Origin of the sequence: Mucilaginibacter sp. Mucisp86, assembly GCF_047324315.1 — a bacterium.
GTDB lineage: Bacteria > Bacteroidota > Bacteroidia > Sphingobacteriales > Sphingobacteriaceae > Mucilaginibacter.
This window is the reverse complement of record NZ_CP168503.1, coordinates 92,903-114,588: the sequence shown is the minus strand read 5'-3', so window position 1 is coordinate 114,588 and position 21,686 is coordinate 92,903. Positions and strand designations below refer to the sequence as shown.

The 21,686-nt window shown below is 43.0% G+C and carries 20 protein-coding genes; 15 read left to right on the top strand and 5 right to left on the bottom strand.

The annotated features are described in order from the left end of the window. Positions 1–132: 132 nt before the first annotated feature. The gene (locus tag ACEN9X_RS00405; protein WP_413668524.1) at positions 133–1,014 is read left to right on the top strand and encodes a glycosyltransferase family 2 protein; all 882 of its coding nucleotides are present in this window, start codon (positions 133–135) and stop codon (positions 1,012–1,014) included. Positions 1,015–1,223: 209 nt separating this feature from the next. Here ACEN9X_RS00405 and ACEN9X_RS00400 read toward each other — a convergent pair whose 3' ends face one another. Beyond that, a complete protein-coding gene (locus tag ACEN9X_RS00400) occupies positions 1,224–2,438 on the bottom strand; it encodes an NAD(P)/FAD-dependent oxidoreductase (RefSeq protein ID WP_413668523.1) in 1,215 nt (404 codons plus the stop codon). Here ACEN9X_RS00400 and ACEN9X_RS00395 point away from each other — a divergent pair. The 7 genes from ACEN9X_RS00395 (at position 2,437) to ACEN9X_RS00365 (ending at position 6,564) form a co-directional block, all read left to right on the top strand. After that, positions 2,437–3,051: an NADH-quinone oxidoreductase subunit A gene (locus ACEN9X_RS00395; RefSeq protein ID WP_413668522.1), complete on the top strand. Its 615-nt coding sequence runs from the start codon at positions 2,437–2,439 to the stop codon at positions 3,049–3,051. The genes ACEN9X_RS00400 and ACEN9X_RS00395 overlap by 2 nt on opposite strands. Then, positions 3,044–3,526, top strand: coding sequence for an NADH-quinone oxidoreductase subunit B (locus ACEN9X_RS00390; RefSeq protein ID WP_112655155.1), 483 nt, complete (start codon positions 3,044–3,046; stop codon positions 3,524–3,526). The genes ACEN9X_RS00395 and ACEN9X_RS00390 overlap by 8 nt, the downstream gene beginning before the upstream one ends. A 58-nt stretch (positions 3,527–3,584) precedes the next feature. Next, positions 3,585–3,827, top strand: coding sequence for a MafI family immunity protein (locus tag ACEN9X_RS00385; protein ID WP_413668521.1), 243 nt, complete (start codon positions 3,585–3,587; stop codon positions 3,825–3,827). A 29-nt stretch (positions 3,828–3,856) separates the two neighbouring features. Then, the gene (locus ACEN9X_RS00380) at positions 3,857–4,309 is read left to right on the top strand and encodes a hypothetical protein (RefSeq protein ID WP_413668520.1); all 453 of its coding nucleotides are present in this window, start codon (positions 3,857–3,859) and stop codon (positions 4,307–4,309) included. 47 nt (positions 4,310–4,356) lie between these two features. After that, positions 4,357–5,265, top strand: coding sequence for an alpha/beta hydrolase fold domain-containing protein (locus tag ACEN9X_RS00375; protein ID WP_413668519.1), 909 nt, complete (start codon positions 4,357–4,359; stop codon positions 5,263–5,265). Between the two features lie 259 nt (positions 5,266–5,524). Next, positions 5,525–6,010: a hypothetical protein gene (locus tag ACEN9X_RS00370; protein ID WP_413668518.1), complete on the top strand. Its 486-nt coding sequence runs from the start codon at positions 5,525–5,527 to the stop codon at positions 6,008–6,010. A gap of 8 nt (positions 6,011–6,018) precedes the next feature. After that, the gene (locus ACEN9X_RS00365; RefSeq protein WP_413668517.1) at positions 6,019–6,564 is read left to right on the top strand and encodes a GNAT family N-acetyltransferase; all 546 of its coding nucleotides are present in this window, start codon (positions 6,019–6,021) and stop codon (positions 6,562–6,564) included. 62 nt (positions 6,565–6,626) lie between these two features. On the opposite strand, the gene ACEN9X_RS00360 is transcribed toward ACEN9X_RS00365, so the two are convergent. Further along, a complete protein-coding gene (locus ACEN9X_RS00360) occupies positions 6,627–7,196 on the bottom strand; it encodes a fasciclin domain-containing protein (RefSeq protein WP_413668516.1) in 570 nt (189 codons plus the stop codon). A gap of 326 nt (positions 7,197–7,522) precedes the next feature. Then, on the bottom strand, positions 7,523–8,206 hold the full coding sequence (locus ACEN9X_RS00355) for a hypothetical protein (RefSeq protein ID WP_413668515.1): 684 nt from the start codon (positions 8,204–8,206) through the stop codon (positions 7,523–7,525). Positions 8,207–8,255: 49 nt separating this feature from the next. On the opposite strand from ACEN9X_RS00355, the gene ACEN9X_RS00350 reads away from it, so the two are divergent. From ACEN9X_RS00350 to ACEN9X_RS00320, 7 genes are all read left to right on the top strand, one after another. After that, positions 8,256–9,299, top strand: a complete 1,044-nt coding sequence (locus ACEN9X_RS00350) for a threonine aldolase family protein (RefSeq protein ID WP_413668514.1) — start codon at positions 8,256–8,258, stop codon at positions 9,297–9,299. A gap of 81 nt (positions 9,300–9,380) precedes the next feature. Then, complete coding sequence (locus ACEN9X_RS00345) at positions 9,381–9,932, top strand: pyridoxamine 5'-phosphate oxidase family protein (RefSeq protein WP_413668513.1); 552 nt, start codon at positions 9,381–9,383, stop codon at positions 9,930–9,932. Between the two features lie 177 nt (positions 9,933–10,109). After that, the gene (locus ACEN9X_RS00340) at positions 10,110–10,706 is read left to right on the top strand and encodes an RNA polymerase sigma factor (RefSeq protein WP_413668512.1); all 597 of its coding nucleotides are present in this window, start codon (positions 10,110–10,112) and stop codon (positions 10,704–10,706) included. 100 nt (positions 10,707–10,806) lie between these two features. Continuing rightward, positions 10,807–12,000 (top strand): FecR family protein, encoded by a 1,194-nt coding sequence (locus tag ACEN9X_RS00335; protein WP_413668511.1) that lies wholly within the window; start codon positions 10,807–10,809, stop codon positions 11,998–12,000. A 277-nt stretch (positions 12,001–12,277) separates the two neighbouring features. Next, entirely contained in the window at positions 12,278–15,679 is a 3,402-nt protein-coding gene (locus ACEN9X_RS00330; protein ID WP_413668510.1) for a TonB-dependent receptor, read from the top strand. 26 nt (positions 15,680–15,705) lie between these two features. Continuing rightward, entirely contained in the window at positions 15,706–17,208 is a 1,503-nt protein-coding gene (locus ACEN9X_RS00325) for a RagB/SusD family nutrient uptake outer membrane protein (RefSeq protein ID WP_413668509.1), read from the top strand. A gap of 102 nt (positions 17,209–17,310) precedes the next feature. Beyond that, positions 17,311–19,590: a GH92 family glycosyl hydrolase gene (locus tag ACEN9X_RS00320; RefSeq protein WP_413668508.1), complete on the top strand. Its 2,280-nt coding sequence runs from the start codon at positions 17,311–17,313 to the stop codon at positions 19,588–19,590. A 184-nt stretch (positions 19,591–19,774) separates the two neighbouring features. Here ACEN9X_RS00320 and ACEN9X_RS00315 read toward each other — a convergent pair whose 3' ends face one another. Both ACEN9X_RS00315 and ACEN9X_RS00310 read right to left on the bottom strand, forming a co-directional pair. Beyond that, positions 19,775–20,389 (bottom strand): trimeric intracellular cation channel family protein, encoded by a 615-nt coding sequence (locus ACEN9X_RS00315; RefSeq protein WP_413668507.1) that lies wholly within the window; start codon positions 20,387–20,389, stop codon positions 19,775–19,777. Between the two features lie 40 nt (positions 20,390–20,429). After that, positions 20,430–21,650 carry a dicarboxylate/amino acid:cation symporter gene (locus ACEN9X_RS00310; RefSeq protein WP_413668506.1) on the bottom strand — a complete coding sequence of 407 codons (1,221 nt, stop codon included), beginning with the start codon at positions 21,648–21,650 and terminating at the stop codon, positions 20,430–20,432. Positions 21,651–21,686: the final 36 nt, after the last annotated feature.

The following is a 21,686-nucleotide window of genomic DNA, read 5'->3' as shown; positions in this document are numbered from 1 at the left end:
TCGGCGGGCAAAATGCGTTAATCCCAATGTCACAAATTGATAGTACTCATTGAAAGAAGGCCTTAATCTTGCATCTGCTAGTCTTGATTCTATCCGCAAATTTTAATTCTCTTGCCTATCTTTACACCGCTTATGAAAGTATCCGGTTTTACCTTTATCAGAAACGCTGTACGTAACGATTATCCTATTGTTGAGGCTATTACTTCAATATTACCGCTTTGCGATGAGTTTATTGTAGTAGTGGGTAATTCAGATGATGGTACCCGGCAATTGATTGAGGGCATTAACTCGCCGATCATTAAAATTATTGACTCTGTTTGGGACGAGTCATTACGGGAAGGTGGAAGGGTATTTGCAGTGGAGACTGATAAAGCTTTCGCCGCCATATCGCCCGATGCCGACTGGTGCTTTTATATCCAGGGAGATGAAGCGGTACATGAGAAATATCACCCGCTTATCAAAAAGGAAATGCAGGAAGCTTTAAATAAACCCAATATTGAAGGCTTACTGTTTAAGTATTTACACTTTTATGGCTCCTATGATTATTACGGGCATTCAAGACGCTGGTACCGCCGCGAGATCCGTTTGCTGAAAAATATTAAAGGGATTCACTCGTATCGCGATGCTCAAGGGTTCAGGCTTGATGATCGCAAGATAAATGTAAAGCTTATTGATGCTTATATATATCATTACGGCTGGGCCAAGCCTCCGCAGGGCTTAACCCATAAGGTACGTAACTTCAACAAGTTTTATCACGATGAAACCTGGTTTGCTGAACACCTGCCCGAAACTTATGAATTTGATTATGGTAATGCAGATCGCCTGATCCGCTTTACCGGCACACACCCTGCACCTATACAAAAACGCATAGCGGCTACCAACTGGAATATCGATTTCGACTCCAAAAAGCTGAGGGCAGGTATGGATTTCCGCCGAAAGGCACTGCAAAAAATTGAGGACCTTACCGGCTGGCGCGTTGGCGAGTATAGAAATTATAAGATAGTGGAGCGGTAGGTAATTAAACGCTATTCAAAATACAATTATCCTTGCCGCCGCTCGGCTCCTGCCGAGTGGCTAACTATCCCACGGCCTCTGGCCGACGACGTCAGCCTATTGAGGGCATATAGGCCAGAGGCCTGGAAATAACTGACACTCGGCTGGAGCCGAGCGACGGCAAATGGGCAATAACATCAACGAATCAGCGTAATCAAAAAAATCAACGGTCATATGTTTTGCGCAATAACAAAGCCGCTTGCCCAGGCCCATTGAAAATTATAGCCCCCAAGCCATCCGGTAACATCCACGCATTCACCGCCAAAAAATAATCCGGGTACTTTCTTAGCTTCCAGTGTTTTGGATGATAACTCATCGGTAGCCACTCCGCCGCGCATAACTTCGGCCTTGTCATAACCTTTATCGCCTGCAGGTTTTACTTTAAAATCGTGAATGAGTGCGCTGATACTTTCGATTTCAGCTTTAGTCAATGATGCCATGTTTTTCTCGGCCGGGAGTTTATCACTTAAAGCTTCGGCAAACTTGCGGGTATATAAGGATGCTATGTAAGCCAGCAGCATTTTTTTGCCATTGGTTTCTTTTTCCTGTTGAATGAGGTCGGCAATGTTTTGATTGGGGAGAAGATCGATATTAATGGTTTCACCGGGTTTCCAGTAGGAGGAGATCTGTAATATAGCCGGTCCGCTGAGGCCCCAGTGGGTGAAAAGGATGTTTTCTTCAAAACTGGCCTTGTCGTTCCAAACTCTACAGAAAATACTGTTACCTGAAAGTTGCTCATACCAGGGCTGGTCTTTACCGGTAATGGTTAGCGGCACCAGGGCAGGGGCGGTATCGGTAACTTTTAAACCGAAGTTTCGCGCAGTACGCAAACCAAAATCGGTAGCGCCCATTTTGGGGATGGGTAAACCGCCTGCAGCCATTACTACGCCGGTGGCGCTTATATATTCCTGCTTGCCATTTACTTCGGCGCGTACTGTAAACCCATCGTCAGTTTTTTCAACTGCTTTAACCTCGGCATTAACCCAGATTTCCTGTCCAAGATCATCGCAGAGGTTAGTAAAAACTTCAACTACATCCTTTGCTTTATCGCTTACCGGGAAAAGCTGGCCTAATGTTTTTTCCTTGCCGGTAATGCCATAAGTTTCAAAAAAGCTGATGGTGTCATCAACTGTCCACTGCGAAAAGGCTGATTTACAGAAATGTGGGTTTTGAGAAATAAACTGTTGATCGGTAGCATAAAGATTGGTATAGTTACAACGCCCTCCACCGCTGATGAGGATCTTGGCGCCAACGCGGTCGTTTTTTTCAAGCACCAGTACCCGCTTGCCTAAAAAGCCTGCTTGTACGGCACACATGAGGCCGCATGCGCCTCCACCAATTATTATAGCGTCAAAATCTGTTTGTTTTACTAAATTTGTACTCATGACGGATGTTTCGCAAATATCAGAATTTGGAAAGATACTCATCTTTATTATTACGGGGATAATAATGGTGTGCGTGATATTTTTTATCAACAGACTTTTAGCGCCCAATAATCCCAATGCCGAAAAATTAAGTTCGTATGAATGCGGTGAAGAACCTACCGGTAATGCGTGGTTACCCTTTAATCCGCGTTTTTATGTTATAGCACTGGTTTTCTTGCTGTTTGATGTAGAGATGGTTTTTATTTTTCCATGGGCAACAGTGTTTGGCAGTCATGAAATTGCTGCGCAGGATGCGCGCTGGGGTTGGCTTTCGCTTGCCGAAATGTTTGTGTTTTTAGGCATCCTGATAGTAGGATTGATATACGTTTGGCGCAAAGGCGATTTGGATTGGATAAAACCCAAACCTATTGTACCACACACTGATGTGCATATCCCGCCATCATTGTATGAGCAGTTAAACCAGGAGCAGAGCAGGTTTACAGTAAAAGATTTTAATATTGATACGGTAATAACAACTACTGCAGCAACCGCCGCTGCTACTGCCACTCCGTCAACAGAGCCTGCACGTAAGCCTATGTTTAAACCCGCCTTTAAAAAGCCTGCAAATGAATAACGATATAACAAGTGAGAACGGTGGTGTAGTGGTAACCAAAATGAACGACCTGCTTAACTGGGCGCGTTTATCATCATTATGGCCGCTTAGCTTTGGTATAGCCTGCTGCGCCATTGAAATGATGGGCTCTATGGCTTCTACCTATGACCTTGACCGTTTTGGTGTTTTTCCCCGCCCGTCTGCCCGCCAGGCCGATGTGATCATTATTGCAGGTACTGTTACTTTTAAAATGGCCGAACGCATTAAACGCCTGTACGAGCAAATGCCCGAGCCTAAATATGTGATCTCGATGGGGTCATGCTCCAACTGCGGCGGCCCGTACTGGCAGCATGGTTACCACGTTGTAAAAGGCGTTGACCGGGTGATCCCGGTTGACGTATACGTACAGGGCTGCCCGCCACGCCCCGAAGCACTTATTGGTGCTATTTTGGAACTGCAAAAGAAGATTGAAGGGGAGCAGTTGATCAAGGCGTAAATAAGATCAATGATATGTTGGCTGGTTTAAAAACAAAGGTATCAAAGGCCGCATATTAGTGCTGATAGATTTAGCCGGGCAATTGGGCTTAAGTGGAAAAGATTTGGCAATAGCTAAAGACTATCTTGAATATAACGAATTAGGGCTAAGTTTTGATCATGTGATAACCCAGATATATGAATATAATGTTGAGATAAACAAAGCACTCTACTCAATGGTAGTCGATATTGCAAGTGAGTTGAAATTACCCGCTAATGAATACGATTTTTTGATTCTTTTAATAAAACAGGAAGTCTCTTAACCTTAACATCTAACCTTACTTTAATCCTTATGAAAGTCCTGCTCGTTCTCATCATAAGTTTTATCCTTACGGCCGTTATTTCGCGGCTTTTTATTGACGATTGGAATATTATCCTGAGTGGTAACGTTGCCATGATGCTGATGCTTTGGTTTGCATCGTTGGGGCACTTTATGTTTACCAAAGGCATGGTCATGATGATGCCGGGTTTTATTCCATTTAAAGGTGCGTTAGTTCATTTAACCGGTGTAATGGAGATAGTCCTTGGGCCTTTGCTAATTGTTAATGCCACAAGGCACATAGCAGGCATTATTTTACTCATCATGTTTGTAGTGATGCTTCCTGCAAATATCAATGCCACTATCAAGCATGTAAATTTTGAAAAGGCCACTTATGATGGCAGCGGCACCGGCTACCTATGGTTTCGCATTCCTTTGCAATTGTTATTTATAGCCTGGGTATTGTATTTTTCGGTGGGGATTTAATTGCTGATTTTTAAGGATATGCGTTATCTTTAAGCAATTAACCAATTATGAAAAAGATAGCCCAAACCCTGCTGATCGTTCTGATCTGCATTTTATCTGCATTAACGCATGCCCAAACTTCAAGCCCCAAACAACCATTTTTTCCAAAGGGTACTATATTGTACGGAGATATAAACTATGCCGGTGATACTTTAAAAAAGCATCTGCTGGATATTTATCTGCCACCAACGGCAAAAGGTAGCTACCCTGTTATTATCTGGATTCATGGCGGTGCCTGGATGCTGAACGATAAATATGCCGACATGGGCTATATGCAGAAAACCGTTCAGGGCTTTATTGATAATGGGTATGCTGTGGCCTCTATCGATTATCGCTGGAGTACCACTGCGCCATTTCCAGCACAGATCCAGGATTGTAACCAGGCCATTGAGTTTCTGTATCAAAACGCTTCAAAATATAAGCTTAACAGGGATAAGTTTGGGGTGATTGGCTTTTCGGCCGGAGGGCATTTGGCATCGTTATTGACTTTATCCAATAACAATAATGTTAAGGAGTTTTATCCCAACGGAAACAAGCCTCATTTTAAAATCAAGCTCGCGCTTGATTTTTATGGCCCGTCAAATTTCCTGTCGCTAAAAGGCAGCGATGTGAATGATCCTAAAAGCCCGGTTAACCTGCTGCTCGGCGCTTGCCCTATCGACCGGCCCGATCTGGCTAATATAGCAAGTCCGGTCACCTACGTTGATAAAAACGATCCTCCATTTCTCATCGTTCAGGGCGAAAAGGACGAATCGGTCAATTATACGCAATCGGTTTTGCTAAGTTCATACCTTAAACTTGCAGGAGTAAAAAATGAACTTATCATTGTGCCTAATGCACCTCACTACGGGGTAATGTTTGATGCTGAAGATATCAGAAAAAGGGTGTTTTATTTTATGGATAAATATCTGAAGTGATAATCTGATTGCTGGAAGCCAATTGGTTAAAAATGTATTTCATATATAATTTATAGCATCTTAAAAGCTATTTAAATTTGATTGTTTTTAATGTAGAGACGCATAATTGCGTCTCCCGCATGCAATTTCCGACAGGATTAGGAGCCTTTAAATCGGCTTGTCCTCCGGGAGACGCAATTATGCATCTCTACAAAAAACTTTCTGTTCTTTTTTAAACAGCGTTCTAAAAGCATAAATTTAGCCCCTATAATTTCTACCCATGTTAAAAAAAGTAAACCCGAAGAAGAAAAGTAAACTTGTCAATATTCTGTTCGCCGGGTTTATAACGGGTACGCTCGATGGGCTTGCAGCCATGATCCTGAATTATAAAGTAAATCCTGGCGTTATTTTTAAATTTATTGCCAGCGGCGCCTTCGGTCCGGCGGCTTTTGCGGGAGGTGCCGAAATTATCGTAGCTGGCGTAATATTTCATTACGTTATTGCTTTTTCATTTAGTGCGGTATTTTTCCTGCTTTATCCTTTCTTTTATAACGGGTTGCGCAATAAATACTTCGTAGCGGTTATTTACGGTATTGCGGCGTGGCTTATTATGAATTTAGGTGTAGTGCCTTTAAGCAAAATAACCACGAAGCCGGGATATCATATCCCTGTAAGCACCATCCTATCGGGGATGTTAACACTGGTAATTTGTGTAGGCTTACCCGTTGTATTTATTGCCGACAGGGAAAATAAGAAAATCAAATAGCTATTCATATGTCTGAAATGCCTTTGCTAACTACCGATCGTTTGCACTTGCGCGGATTGCTTGATTCCGACACTCCGCAGATTATGGCAATCCGCTCCAATGCCGAAGTGAATAAATATCTTGGGCGTTCCAACGATATTACTATTGATGGAGCACGCTCATTTATTAAAAAGATAGAAGGCATAATAAGCAGGGGCGAGGGTTTTTACTGGGCTATAACGCTAAAAGACGATAACGATCTCATTGGAACCATTTGCTACTGGAACCTTGAGCTGACCGATAAAAAGGCAGAAATTGGGTATGAGCTTTACCCGGACCAACAAGGAAAGGGTTTAATGCAGGAGGCTTTATCAGCGGTGCTTAAGTATGGTTTTGAAACGGCAGGCTTTGAGGTGATAGCTGCCTGTCCGGTCGGGGGAAATGAAAGCTCAGTTAAGCTACTTATAAAAAATGGTTTTTATCTCGCTGGTCATTTCCCTTCCGATAATGGCGAGCATATTTTTCTTGACTATCAGCTAACCAAAGATTCCTGGGTTGCGCGCAGCCATAAATGAAAAACCCGGCTTCATAGGCCGGGTTTTTCATGGATTTAAAATTTAAACAAAGTGTTTTGTGACTAAGGCATCATAACGCCATTAATACCATGTATTACGCCATTGCTTGCTTCTGTATCAAATGCGGTAACCAATACGGCGTTACCCTTCGCATCGGTGATCTGCAGGTTGCTTTTATCATTTACTGACAAATGCAATGTTTGCCCGTCGATAGTTTTCAGGTCGGCTTTACCTTTACCTGCGCCTAAGGCTTTAATGATATCCGTTTTGGTGTATTTACCTGCAACTACGTGATATTTCAATATAGGTGCAAATTTGGCCGGATCTTTCATCAGTGCGTCAAACTGCGGTTTTGGCAATTTGCTAAAAGCTACGTCGTTTGGCGCAAATATGGTGAACGGGCCAGGTGCCTGCAAAGTTGGCTCAAGCTGTGCTGATTTTATTGCAAGTGCCATTGGCGCGTAATTAGTTGAAGTTGCCATCACGCCAACCACATCACCCGATGCAGTAGCTGTTGATGTAGCTGCAGGAGCAGCAGTTGTTTTAGCAGTGTCCTGAGTCTGAGCCATCGCCTGGGTTGAGAAAAATCCGATAGCTAACGAAGCAACGGCTATTAAAACTGACTTTTTCATGTTCATCTTTCTTTCTGTTTTTGTTAGTGAATTAAAATGTAATGAGTAGCCGTTTGTATCGATATTTTTTAATTAAAAGTTATTTATTTGGTTAATTACTATAGTTTAATAACTTTTAATTACGATAAATAGTTTTTGGTTTGTTAATATTTGTGGTTAAACACGTGATGGTCAGGGAAGAAAAAAGAAATTGAGATAGTAGATTTGAGACGTGAGATTTGAGACAAACTGTATCGAGTAAAGTAAATTACACATGTTTATAAACAGAAATGACTACCTGAAAGTATCAGATAGTCATCTATTGGTTTGTCGGTTGATAAAGAGATCTATTGTCTTGCTTTTTGCAGCTCATCAAATTTAGCGATGAGCTTATCAATGCTCTTAAGGTTAAATTTATGCTCGTGGATCTGATCAACCAGGTCCGGTTCATCGCCCATGATGTCACTCATGATATCTTCAAAGTTTTCGTCAGTAAGGCGTTTCATGCCGGCGGTGGTTTCGCCATAATAGTATGTTGTTTTTGAGCTGCCACCCCGGCCACCGCCGCCGCCAAGGTTAATACCTATGCCGCCTCCAATTCCACCGCCATAACCCCCGGTGCCGTATCCTGCAGCTATCCCGGGTGTAATGCCGAAGCCGCTGCCACCGCCACCTTTGCCTCCTTTAGCCATGTATAATCTCACGGGCTCATCAAGTACCACTTTCACAAAGTCGGTCTCTTCTTTGGTCCATGATTCGTTTGCCGGAGCGTGTGCCACAACAAAACTATCCTGTCCAACAACAAATGATCTTAAATCGCTGGCGCTTAATTTATAGGGATTAGTTTTTTCATTGTCCTTAAATTCAATAAAACCTTCACCTTTTATCGGCCCTTTTCCTGAAGGATTGGTGCGGATCAGCCCGGTTTCGCGGTTGCCCTTTATATCGGTAAAGCTACCTTGTTGCCATTTTTGCGATTTTGCTGATACAAAACACAGCATGAAAAATAAAATGATTAAAATTGAGCGCATAACATGTTCAGAATACTGATACAAAGAACGCAAATTTTATAAATTTAATATGACGACTGTTGATTTACGAAGCGATACAGTAACCAAGCCAACGCCCGGCATGCTCGAAGCTATGTGGAGCGCCAAAGTAGGGGATGATGTTTTTGGCGAGGACGAAACCATAAACGCCCTTGAAGCTAAAGCCGCCGCCATGTTTGGTATGGAAGCGGCTATATTTTGCCCTTCGGGCACCATGACCAACCAGATAGCTATCAAATGTTTTACACAACCGCTTGATGAACTCATTGCCGATCAAACAGCGCACGTTTATCGGTATGAGGGTGGGGGGATAGCCTTTAACTCCGGGGTTTCAACCCGGCTATTAGAGGGTTACCGCGGGATCCTTACGTCCGAAATGATAGAGCCCGAGATCAATGCCGAAAATATCCATTATCCGCATACCAGCTTGGTAGTTTTGGAAAATACCGTTAACAAAGGTGGTGGTAGTTGTTATACGCTCGAAAATATCAACCCTATAGCCAGTCTGTGCCGGGAGAAAGGTTTAAAACTTCACCTCGATGGTGCACGCATCTTTAATGCGCTCACCCACACCGGTGATGCTGCGGTTGAATATGGAAAGTATTTTAATGGTATCTCGGTCTGCCTGTCAAAAGGATTAGGCGCACCCGTAGGCTCGGTTTTATTAGCTGATAAAGAAACCATCAAATATGCACGCCGCATTCGCAAAGTATTAGGTGGTGGTATGCGCCAGGCCGGCTTTTTGGCTGCCGCGGGGATCTACGCGCTTGACCATCATGTTGAACGACTGAAGATAGACCACGCCCATGCCCGTATTTTAGGTGAGGAGTTGGGCCGTTTGCCATGGGTAGGTAATGTGGTCCCGGTTGAAACTAATATCGTGTTGTTTGATACGGTTGAACCGGCTGCCGCTGTACTTGCTAAACTTGCTGAAAAGGGTATTAAAGCAAGTGATACAGGTAAAAACCGAATCCGCTTTGTAACACATCTTGATGTACACGCCGAGCAGGTGGAGTATACGATAGAGACATTGAAGGGATTAACGTTGAGCCTGGACCAAAATATTCAGAGATGATTTTGGCCCAGGCTATTTATTTTTCGTGATGCTAAAACGATTATGCTTATATTTGAGTATCGTTAATTAAAACCTTTTATTATGGGTAAGTTTTTTAATGAGATACTTGACCATCACAAGGATTTCATCGCCCATCAAAAAATATTTTTTGTGGCAACAGCTCCGTTGAGTTCCGGTGGGCATGTAAACCTTTCACCAAAAGATAATGCCAGTTTCAGGATTATTTCCAATAACCGGGTAGCTTATATGGATATTATTGGCAGTGGTAATGAAACTGCCGCCCACCTGCTCGAAAACCAACGCATAACTTTTATGTTTTGCGCTTTTGACGGACCTCCAAACATTCTGCGCTTATATGGTAAAGGTTACAGTATTTTACCCGATAGTAGTAATGATGAGTGGAATGAGTTGTCGTCACATTTTAAGATCCATATGGCAACCCGGCAAATAATAGTGGGAGATATTGACATGGTGCAAACTTCATGTGGTTTCAGCGTACCACTTTATGAGTATTTAGGCGAGCGTGATTATGCTATGAAATGGGCCGAAAAGAAAGGCGAGCAGGGGCTGGCCGATTATAAACAAGAAAAAAACAGGGTTAGTTTGGATGGTTTGCCAACGCCATTGTATTGATTCTCTTTTATTTAATACATACTTAATAGTTAAATAATTATTGGGAATAGGAGCCCGTTGTATTTTTATTAAAACATTCCGATTTCTTTATAGTTATATGTTGATTTCATCGATATAATTATTAATGCTGCAAATACTGCGATTTTTATAATATTTGCAGCAACCATACATTAGCCTATGTTTGAATTTACTCAATCAAATGAGAAAGAACTGCTTTTGCAAGTAGCTCAGGGTAATGAGTTTGCTTTCCGGCAGTTGTTTTCAGCTTACCATCAGCGTTTAGGCGTTCATATTTTGCGTATAACCCATTCTGTTGAATTGGCCGAGGAGATTGTGCAGGACGTTTTCATGAAGATTTGGATGACCCGCGAAACACTAACCGGGGTTGATAATTTCAAGGCTTACCTGTTTGTAATTTCAAAAAACCACGCTCTAAACTGTTTGCGAAAGGTCGCCCGTGAGCAAATACAGCTAAAAAAGTTAGAAGAAACCCGCATTGTACCTTTTAACGCCGAAGTGCAGGTAACAGACCAGTATTATAATTTGATTGACGAGGCCATCGATCAGCTGCCTCCCCAGCAGCAAAAGGTTTACCTCATGAGCAGGCATAACCGTTTAAAGTATCACGAAATTGCCGACGAGTTGGAGCTATCCCGCGAAACTGTTAAAAAATACCTGCAAATTGCTACTACTTCAATCAAAGACTATGTGCATGAGCATATGGAGGTTATAGCATTGGTAATGGCATTAATTCACTTTTTTTATTTTTTTTAAAAAGTAATACCCCCTTTTTTAATCTATCAGGTGTCATGTATATGAGATCTGCCCCAACTCACTGTAGCCAATTATACAGTTATACCGAAAAACATTTACTATGAGCGAACTTTACGCCCGGCTTGATTATTTGTTTAATACTTATTATAACGGCACCGCAACGCAGGCCGAGCGTGATGAACTATTTGAAATCATCAACTCATCGGCAACTGATGCGGAGCTTGCTTCGGTTATACAACAAGCCTGGGATAAACTTGATGATCAGGGGCCTCTTTTTGACAGGGCGAAAAGTGAGGATATGCTCAACCAGATCTTACGGGAGAATATCGAACAAGCCGATCCTCTGCCTGTGAAGAAGAATAATTTGCACTGGAGAAGGTTGGGTGTTGCCGCTTCGCTTTTATTTATTGTTGGCTTTGGCGCCTACATGTACAGCAATCAAAAAAAACAGGTTGTCACAAAAAAGACCATTGCCAAAACTCATCTTAAGAATGATGCTTTACCGGGTAGCAACAAAGCTGTTTTAACTCTGGCCAATGGCAAAAACATCACACTTGATAGTGCACAAAATGGTTTGCTGGCACAGCAGGGAACTACCAGGATCAATAAAACCCGTAACGGCCAGCTGGTTTATGAAGCTGGTACTAATGCTGATGCTCCGGTTATAAACACTATTTCAACTCCGCGTGGCGGCCAATATCAGCTGGTTTTGCCGGATGGGAGCAAGGTTTGTCTGAATTCGGCATCATCATTAAGTTTTCCAACCCGGTTTACGGGCAAAACGCGTGAGGTCACCATCACCGGCGAAGCTTACTTTGAGGTTAGTAAAAACCCGCAGATGCCTTTCAGGGTTAAATCTGACAACACAATAGTGGAGGTTTTAGGTACGCATTTCAATATAATGGCTTATAATGACGAAGCCGAAATGAAAACTACCTTATTAGAAGGTTCGGTGAAAATAACTAACGGTACTGCAAGCGGCATTTTAAAGCCGGGACAGCAGGCTTTACTCAATAAAGCGGGCAGACTGAAAGTACTTAACGATGTTGATGTAGATGATGAAATAGCCTGGAAAGACGGAATATTTCAATTCAGGGATGCGGGGATAGATGCCATTATGAGGCAGGCTGCCCGTTGGTATGATGTTGAGGTGGCCTATGAAGGCAAAATACCGCAGCGCGAATTTACAGGAAGGATCTCCCGAAATGTAAAAGCATCCGAATTAATGAACATGCTTGGTTATGCCGGGGTGAAATTTAAAATTGAAGATAAGCGCATTACCATACAACAATAGCATAATTATTATACCTACTATATTAAGCAACCAATTGTTAACAATTTAAACAACCCTATGATGGAAGAAATACCTAAGATCATTTAGCCCGACCCCCCTTGGGCCCAAGATGGTAAAACGGTTTATCATGTGTTTGAACATGTGTATTGAACCCCAAAATCAGCATATAAAAAAACCGGGAAGTATTCGCAGTACTTTCCCGGCCTAAATATCTGGGTCCCAAAAATCTACAATCGACGAATTGAAAGTTAATGTTTAACCCAAACTCTACAAACTTATGAATTTTAATTCTAAGGCCACGCCTTTGGCATGGCCTCAATTACGCAAATTTATATTGGCCATGAAGCTAACTGCCTTTATTATAATTGCGGCCCTTACCAATGTGAGTGCCAAAAGTTATAGCCAGATAGTTACTTTGCACCAAAAAAACACTACCGTTGAAAAAGTACTCCGTTCAATTGAAAAGCAAACAGGCTATCATTTCATGTATGATAAACAGGATGTATCAAAAGCCGGAGCTATCAACATTGAAGTTGCAAATGTATCTATAGAAAATGCACTTGATCAGTGCTTTAAAGATCAGCCTCTTACCTACAAAATCTTTGACCAAACCATTGTTGTAAAAAAGAAGGATGAGCCTGTTGTATCGCAGGTAGCTGTTGCCCCAATTAAAGTAACAGGTACGGTAAGCGACGCCAAAGGTCCGCTTCCGGGTGTTACTGTTAGGGTAAAGGGTTCCAATGTTGGTTTGCAAACCGATATTAACGGTAAATACACCATTAATGCACCCGATGGTAACGGTACACTGATTTTTACATTTATTGGTTATACAACCAAAGAAGTACCTATCGGCGGCAGAAGCCAGATCGACGTTGTTTTGACAGAAGAGCCAAAAGCGCTGAGCGAAGTGGTTGTAGTTGGTTACGGTACCGCTAAAAAGGTTGACCTTACCGGTTCGGTGGGCAGCGTAGGTGCAAAGCAACTGCAGGAGCGCCCGCAAACCAATCTGGAGCAGGAATTGTCAGGTAAAATTGCCGGTGTAAACGTATCAAGTAACTCTGGTGCACCAGGTGGCGCAACCAAAATCAGGATCCGTGGTTACAGTTCTATCAATACCAATACCGATCCATTGTATGTTGTGGATGGTGTAGTTTGGACTGAAGGCGGTAACGCTATTAATCCTAATGACATCGAAACTATCGACGTACTGAAAGATGCATCATCAACCGCTATTTATGGTACACGCGGTGCAAACGGTGTAATTTTGGTTACTACTAAAAGAGGTAAAAAAGGCGGTACTATTTCGTATGATGCCTATATGGCAGTAAACCATATGTTTAAGGAAATACCTGTGCTTAACTCAAAAGAGTTTATGCAGATTGAGGATGTTTCTTACGCTAATATCAAAAAATACGACCCTACCGGCTGGGCTGCAGGCGACTATACCGACCGCAATCCTGTAACACAAAGAACAGCCCTCATCGGTAAACTGTTCGACCAAAATCTGAACCCGTTGTATGATGTTGACTGGCAAAAAGCTACAACCCGTACTTCAGTAAGCCAAAACCATAACGTTTCGTTTACCGGTGGTGCCGAAAATGTCAACTATGGTTTATTCCTGAACTACGCCGATGATGAAGGTATTATCCTTAACAGCTACCTGAAACGTTACAATGTGCGTTTAACAGTTGATAACCAGATTAAGCCATGGGTTAAAGTTGGCGCTACGTTAAACTATAACTACCAGGATGGCCGCAACCAGGATCAGGGTACAGGCGGTAACAATATCCCGCGTATGTTGATTGAGATGGTGCCTTTTATTCCTGTAAGATATCCTGACGGAACCTATGGCAAACGTACCGATTATCCAAACCTTGAAGGCGGTGATAACCCGGTAGCCCAGGCCAATGAAATTCAGTCGCTTACCCGTAACCGTATATTCAGTGGTAATGGTTATTTGAACTTAAACCTGTTGCCAGGTCTTGAATTCCGCAGTGTTTTAGGTGTAACCACATCTGCCAATTATAATCCTGCTTCCCAAAGCGGGCTTGTTGGTGGCCCTGTTGCCGGTCAAAGCTACAGCTCGGCTTCAATAGAAGAATTTAACAGAACGTTTTGGCAATGGCAAAACTACTTTACCTATAACAAAACCTTTAATAAGGTACATAATGTAAACTTTGTTGTAGGTGCCGAGCGTCAAAACTATCAGCAGCTGCGGTTAAAAGGATCAACCGGTACATTATCTGACAATTTTTATCAGTATTACAACTTATCTGCCGGTATTGTACCTAACAAGCCGGAGTCTGACTACGATGCATGGCAAATGCAGTCATTTTTCGGCAGGTTGAATTATAACTATAACGAAAAATACCTGTTAACGTTAACCGGTCGTGAAGACGGTTCATCACGTTTTGGTACTAATAAAAAATATGGTTTCTTCCCATCTGCGGCGTTTGCATGGCGAGCATCGCAGGAGGATTTCTTAAAAGATAATAAAACTATATCGGATCTGAAATTCAGGTTGAGCTATGGTTTAACCGGTAACTCCGAAATTGGCGAATACCGTTCACTGGCAAACATCAATACTGTTGGCTATGCTTTCGGCGGTAACAGCGCAGTAGGTACTACCCAAACTTCTATCGGTAACGAGGATTTGCAATGGGAAAAAACTGCTGAGTATGATTTAGGCTTTTCATTAGGCTTGTTCAACAACCGCTTAAACATTGAAGCTGATGCTTACCTGAAAAAAACCAAAGCGTTATTATTAAATGCACCGCTACCGGAAACAAGTGGTTTTCAAACGGTATATAAGAATATAGGCCGTTTACAAAACAAAGGTCTGGAGTTTACGATCAATGCTACTCCGATAAAAACTCAGGACTTTACCTGGAACTCAACATTTAATATTTCTTTCTTAAAAAACAAGATCCTTCAGTTAGGTGCATCTAATGATGATATTTTCCTTGCCCCAACCTTCCTGTCGCAATTTAACCTGATGCGTGTTGGCTTGCCGGCCGGTAGCTTCTATGGTTACAAAGTGCTTGGAACCTGGGGTACCGCTGAAGCCGCTGAAGCTGCTAAATATGGCTTGTTACCAGGCGACCTGAAAATACAGGATACTAATGGCGACGGCAAAGTTAGCGCTGCCGATAAAGTGGTTTTGGGTAAATCAATACCTGATGGCTACGGTACTTTCAGCAACAACTTCCGTTACAAAAACATCGACTTAGGTGTTGACCTGCAGTTTAACTACGGTAACCAGATCATGAACCTTACCCGTCACTCTGGTCAGGACCGTACAGGTCAGGCTAACAGCTACGCAACTGTACTTAACGCCTGGACACCAACTAACCAAAACACCAGCATCGCCGAAAGCAGACCTGCGTACGTGCGTTATCAAACCGAGATCTATTCAACCAAAGTTGAGAGCGGTAATTTTATCCGTGGCAGGGCAGTAACACTTGGCTATACCTTTAATGACAATATTCTTAAAAAGTTAAAGTTGAGCCGCTTAAGGGTTTATGCACAGGCGCAAAACTTGTTCCTGATAACCAAATACACCGGTTACGATCCAGAGGTATCAACCTACAACGGCTCAAGCAACTTTACACAGGGTATCCAGTTTTACGATTATCCAAAACCACGTACTTTCCTGTTAGGTGTTAATGTTAGTCTTTAATTTAAAAAATGTTAAAATATCATATTATGAAATTTAACTTAAAAAAATACCGGGTAGGTGGTCTTTTACTTATCCTTGCTGCTACTACCGGCAGTGGCTGCAAAAAATATCTTGATGAAAAAGATAAGAGTAACTTTGTTAAGAGTAATTATTTTGCCAGCTCAAATCAGGCTCAAACCTTTGTAAATGGTTTATATAACGTAATGTATTTTTTCCAGAACGGAGATGCTTATGGTGAAAGCCCTTTTATTACGTTGGAGCTATTTGCCGGCCACGCTACTTCGTTAGGACAAAGCGTGAACAACGGTAACGTGATCCACCAGCGTACAGACGCGGTTAACCCAGGTTTTGAAACTGTATGGTACAACTGCTATAAAGGCATTGCCAACTCTAATCTTGCTATTGAAAATATCCCCGGCATATCACCTATGGATGACGGGTTAAAAAAGAAGCTGATAGGTGAGGCTTACTTTTTTAGGGCATTTTATTACTATCACCTGGTTAGGCTGTATGGCGATGTTCCTTTGATAACTAAAAGCCAAAGTGTAAGCAGCCCTGATTTGTATCCTTCACGCACACCTGTAGCCGATGTTTATAAACAAATCATTGCCGATTTGCAGGCAGCTGAAGCATCCGGTATGCCAAATACTGATGCAACCGGCCGTGTTTCATTGGGTGCGGTGAAAACTTTACTGGCCAGCGTTTACTTAACAACTGCAGGTTTCCCGCTTAAGCAAACTGAAAACTATGCTAAAGCAGCATCTGAAATTCAACCTGTTTTGGGTTGGTATTCATTGTTTACCGATTATGCTTACCTGCATGATAATGCTCATAAAAATCAACAGGAATTAATATTCCAGATCAATTACCTGGTAGGTACTCAAACCAATGCTATACCTCAGTTAACTATTCCTTTCAACCTGTTGGTTGGTGCATATGGTGACCACCTGGGTGCTATGATCCCAACCAACCAATTTGTAGCAAGCTATGAATCGGGTGATCTTCGTACACAGGAGCGTCAGTTTTATTTCTCAAGCTATCCGCAGTACGGTAACCCGAGCAACATCATCCAATTTGGTGAGCATGCACTTTACAAATATTTCCATGTTGAAAGTGCTGCACAAAGCGGTAACAGTGATGAGAACTGGACTTTATTGCGTTTACCGGAAGCTCAGTTAATTTATGCTGAAGCTTCAAATGAAGTAAATGGTCCAACTGCCGATGCTTATGCGGCGGTTAACGCTATCCGTGCACGTGCCAAACTGGCCCCGTTAAGCAATTTAACTAAAGATACCTTTCGCGAGGCCATCTGGAGGGAGCGTTATCATGAGCTTGCTTATGAAAACAAAGCGTACTTTGATATGCAGCGTACCCACATGGCTTACCTGCCTCAGTCAAATACCTTTGCCGATCCTACAGCTTCACAAACTGAACAGGGGGTAACCTTTAAAACACAATACTACCTGTGGCCTATACCGCAGCGTGAAATCAGCACTAACAGTAAATTGACCCAAAATCCGGGTTGGTAATTGTATATTGCAAATAATACACATAAAAGACTGGCCATATCAAGCCAGTCTTTTATATTTACGGCTGGTAAAACGTTTCACCAAAAAACAAAACATTAGACAATGAAAAAAGCCCTGGTACTTATCACATCCGTGTTGCTGGCCTCGGGTACTTTTGCTCAGCAGGTTAATAAAGTTACCGACCCTGTTGAATACATCAATCCGTTGATGGGTACCGATTCACACTACGACCTTTCAAATGGTAACACTTATCCCGCCATCGCCCTGCCATGGGGCATGAACTTCTGGACACCGCAAACAGGTGTTATGGGAGATGGATGGGCATACACCTACGATGCGCACAAGATCCGCGGATTTAAACAAACCCACCAGCCATCACCATGGATGAACGACTATGGGCAGTTTGCCATTATGCCGGTTACCAAACACGCTGTGGTAGGCCAAAATAAAAGGGCCAGCTGGTTCTCGCACAAGGCCGAAACCGCTAAACCTTACTATTACAGCGTTTACCTGGCCGATCACGACGTAACTACCGAAATTACGCCTACCGAGCGTTCGGCTCAATTCAGGTTTACTTATCCTCAAACTGATAGCTCGTTTATTGTGATCGATGCGCTGAATAAAGGCTCATATGTAAAAATCATGCCCGATCAAAAGAAGATCGTAGGCTACTCTACTAAATACGGGCGTGGACCGCTTAAAAACTTTAAAAACTACTTTGTTATTTATGTAGATAAACCGATCACTTATGCACATACTTTCAGCGATACCACACAGGCTGATGGCCTTGAGCTGAAAGCTGAGCATGCGAGCGCTTTAGTTGGTTTTAAAACTACGCAAGGCGAAAAAGTTCATCTGCGTGTGGCATCGTCATTCATCAGCATTGAACAGGCTGAGCTTAACCTGGAGCGCGAGCAGGGTAAGGATAGTTTTGATGTAACCTGCCAAAAAGCAAAAGCCGTTTGGAACAAAACCCTGAACCATTTGCAGGTTGAAGGAGGCTCGGTTGATCAGATGCGTACTTTTTACTCATGCTTTTACCGCATGGTGTTCTTCCCGAACAAATTGTACGAAATAGACAAAGACAATAAGATTGTACATTACAGCGCATCTACTGGTAAAGTGTTCCCGGGTTATAAATTTGCCGGCACCGGTTTCTGGGATACCTTCAGGGCTTTATATCCTTTCCTGAACCTCGTTTATCCGTCTATCAATAAAGAAATGCAGGAAGGGCTCATCAATGACTATAAAGAGGGTGGCTGGTTGCCTGAATGGTCAAGCCCGGGTTATTCGGCGGTGATGATCGGTAATAACTCAGCTTCTGTTGTTTCTGAAGCTTATTTAAAAGGTTTGCGTGGATACGATATCAATACTTTATGGGACGCACTGGTACATGGTGCCAACAATGCTGGTCCGCAGGCTACAGGCAGGCAGGGTGTAGAGTACTATAACAAATTAGGGTATGTGCCTTATGATGTTAAGATCAACGAGAATGCGGCCCGTACATTGGAGTATGCTTACGACGATTTTGCTATCTATAAATTAGGTAAAGCGCTTGGCAAGCCAGAGTCAGAGATAGGCATTTACAAAACAAGGGCCATGAACTATAAAAACCTGTTTGACCCGGAAACCAAATTGATGCGTGGTAAAAACCAGGATGGTACGTTTGAAAAACCATTCAGTCCGTTTAAATGGGGTGATGCCTTTACCGAAGGTAATAGCTGGCATTACAGCTGGAGCGTATTTCAGGATATGCAGGGTTTGATTGATTTGATGGGCGGTCGTCAGAAGTTTATTACCAAACTTGATTCGGTGTTCAGCATGCCGCCGGTATTTGATGATAGCTACTACGGCGAAACCATTCACGAGATCCGCGAAATGCAGATCATGAACATGGGGCAGTATGCGCATGGCAACCAGCCTATCCAGCATATGATATATTTGTACAACTATGCAGGCGAGCCATGGAAAACCCAATTCCACGTGCGTGATGCTATGGAAAAACTTTACAAAGCTACCCCTGATGGTTACTGCGGAGATGAGGATAATGGCCAGACATCTGCCTGGTACGTGTTCTCGGCTATGGGCTTTTACCCGGTAACCCCGGCCAGCGACCAATACGTGTTAGGTACACCGCTGTTTAAGAAAATTACGCTAAATCTCGATAATGGTAAAAAAGTTGTGATCAACGCAGTCAATAACAGCCCTGCTAATAAATATATCAACACATTAAATGTTAACGGCAAACCATATGATTTAACCTGGTTAAGCCACTCAGAGCTAAAAAAGGGCGCTGTGCTTAACTTTAATATGGCACCTCAGCCCAATAAAGCAAGAGGTGTTAAGGTTAGCGATGTTCCGTATTCGTTGAGTACGGAGTAACCCCCTAACCCCCTGAAGGGGGAACAATGGTGGATATTTTTACAGCAAGGCGAGGTGAAAACCTCGCCTTGCTGTTTTATACACAACTGCCGCGGGCTTTCAGCCCGTGGTGAACCAACGTGTCAGCTTTCAGCTGACGTAAAGCAAAATCCGAAATCGAAAATCCCAATTCCGAAATCAAGAATCAATGCCATTCTTCCCGGTACACAAACTTGGGCATTTGCCAGTTGTATTTGATCGACAGCAAACGCAGCGTTAGACCAATAACGCAGGCTATTACTATAGATATCCCAGCGGGCGCACCTAAATGTTCAATCCCTAAATAAAATGCCCCGGTAACAATGGATGCACTTGCATAAACTTCTTTACGAAACAACAACGGTACCTCATTACATAATACATCGCGCAGTACGCCGCCGGCACAGCCGGTTATCATGCCGCTTAGCAAAATAATAAGTGCGGGAAGGTCAATCTGTTCCGCTATTTGGCAGCCAATAATGGTAAATACCACTAAACCGAGGGCATCCAGGTAAAGGAACAACGTTTTCATTTTGGTCATGATGCGGGCGATGACAGCGGCTAATATGGCTGCCCCGGCTGTAATCACCAAATACTCGGGATGTTCAACCCAGCTCATGGGGTAGTGATTAAATAATATGTTGCGAACAGTGCCGCCACCTAATGCTGTTACCCAGGCTATAATACAAACGCCAACCCAATCCATATCTCTTCGTCCTGCAGAAAGGGCAGCCGTCATGGCTTCGGCGATGATAGCTATAATATAAAGGATGTGAAGCATATCGGTAATATTAAGTGAATAATCTATCAGGATTCCCCCTTTAGGGGGCAGGGGGTAACCAGTCTCTTCCTTCCGTAAACCGGGCTACTAACATTGCTGCAACAGTATCTCCGGTGGCGTTTAATAAGGTTGCCATTGGGTCAACCAGGGTGCCAATGATAATAGCCGGAGGAAGCGCTTCAGGCGGGAAACCATAGGCGGAAATAAAAAGTAACTCGCCTATGTAACCGCCGTTGGGTATGCCGCCTTCAACAAGGCTCACCAAAACGGTCATGGCAAGTGCTATGATTATAGTTTCGGCATTATTAAAACTTTTACCGAATAGCGCGAACACCACCGCCATTTTTACTATAGATGAGATGCTTGAACCATCTTTATGCAAAGTACCCCCAAGCGGAATAGTGATATTGGCAATAGCATCGGAAATCCCCATTTTTTTAGCGGCATCTAAATTTGCCGGTATAGTGGCTATACTGCTGCAGGTGCCCACAGCCGTTGCTGATGGTACGATATTATTTTTCCAATAGCGCTTAACTGCGCTAACTCCGCCTGCAATAAATGCATAAAGACTAAACAAAGCCAGGTAATAAAAAGCGCCGACACCATAATACAAAGCCATAGAGCGCGCATAACCTCCAAATAATTGCGGGCCAAACACGCCAACCTGGTATGCAAAATAAGCGCCCAATCCAATTGGCCCTATTTTCATGATGAGGCTAAAAATATTCTTGAAAACCTCGTTACCGCTATGCAAAAAGCCGGCAAAAGCTTTGCCTTTTTCACCTGCATGCAGTGTGGCAAAACCGGTAATCACTGCAAAAATGATCATGGCGAGCATGCTTTTACGGGATAATAGCTGGTAAAACTCGCCGGTGGTGAACAAAGCTGTGAGTTGATCGCCGAAGGGCTTTTTGGTGATAGCCTCGGTGATAGGACTGGCTACCAGGTGCTGATGAATTGGGAAGATCCAGATGGCTATAATGGTAACTACAGCAGCAATCACAACAGTTGACACAAATACCAGCGAGGTAACGCCAAGTAATTTCCCCAGTTTTTGCGAGCCATCCAGCGCGGCAATGGCCGAAGCTATGGCAAAGAAAACCAGCGGCACAACAGCCGTGAACAGCAGGTTTAGGAAAATATCACCGATGGGCTTAATTATTTCCACCTTACTACCTAAAACAGCTCCGGCAATGCTGCCAATGATGATACCTGTTATTAATAGGATGATGCCTTTGTAGTTTTTAAACCAGCTGTTCATTGTGCTAAGATAATTGTTTAGGTTTTGTTTTTAATG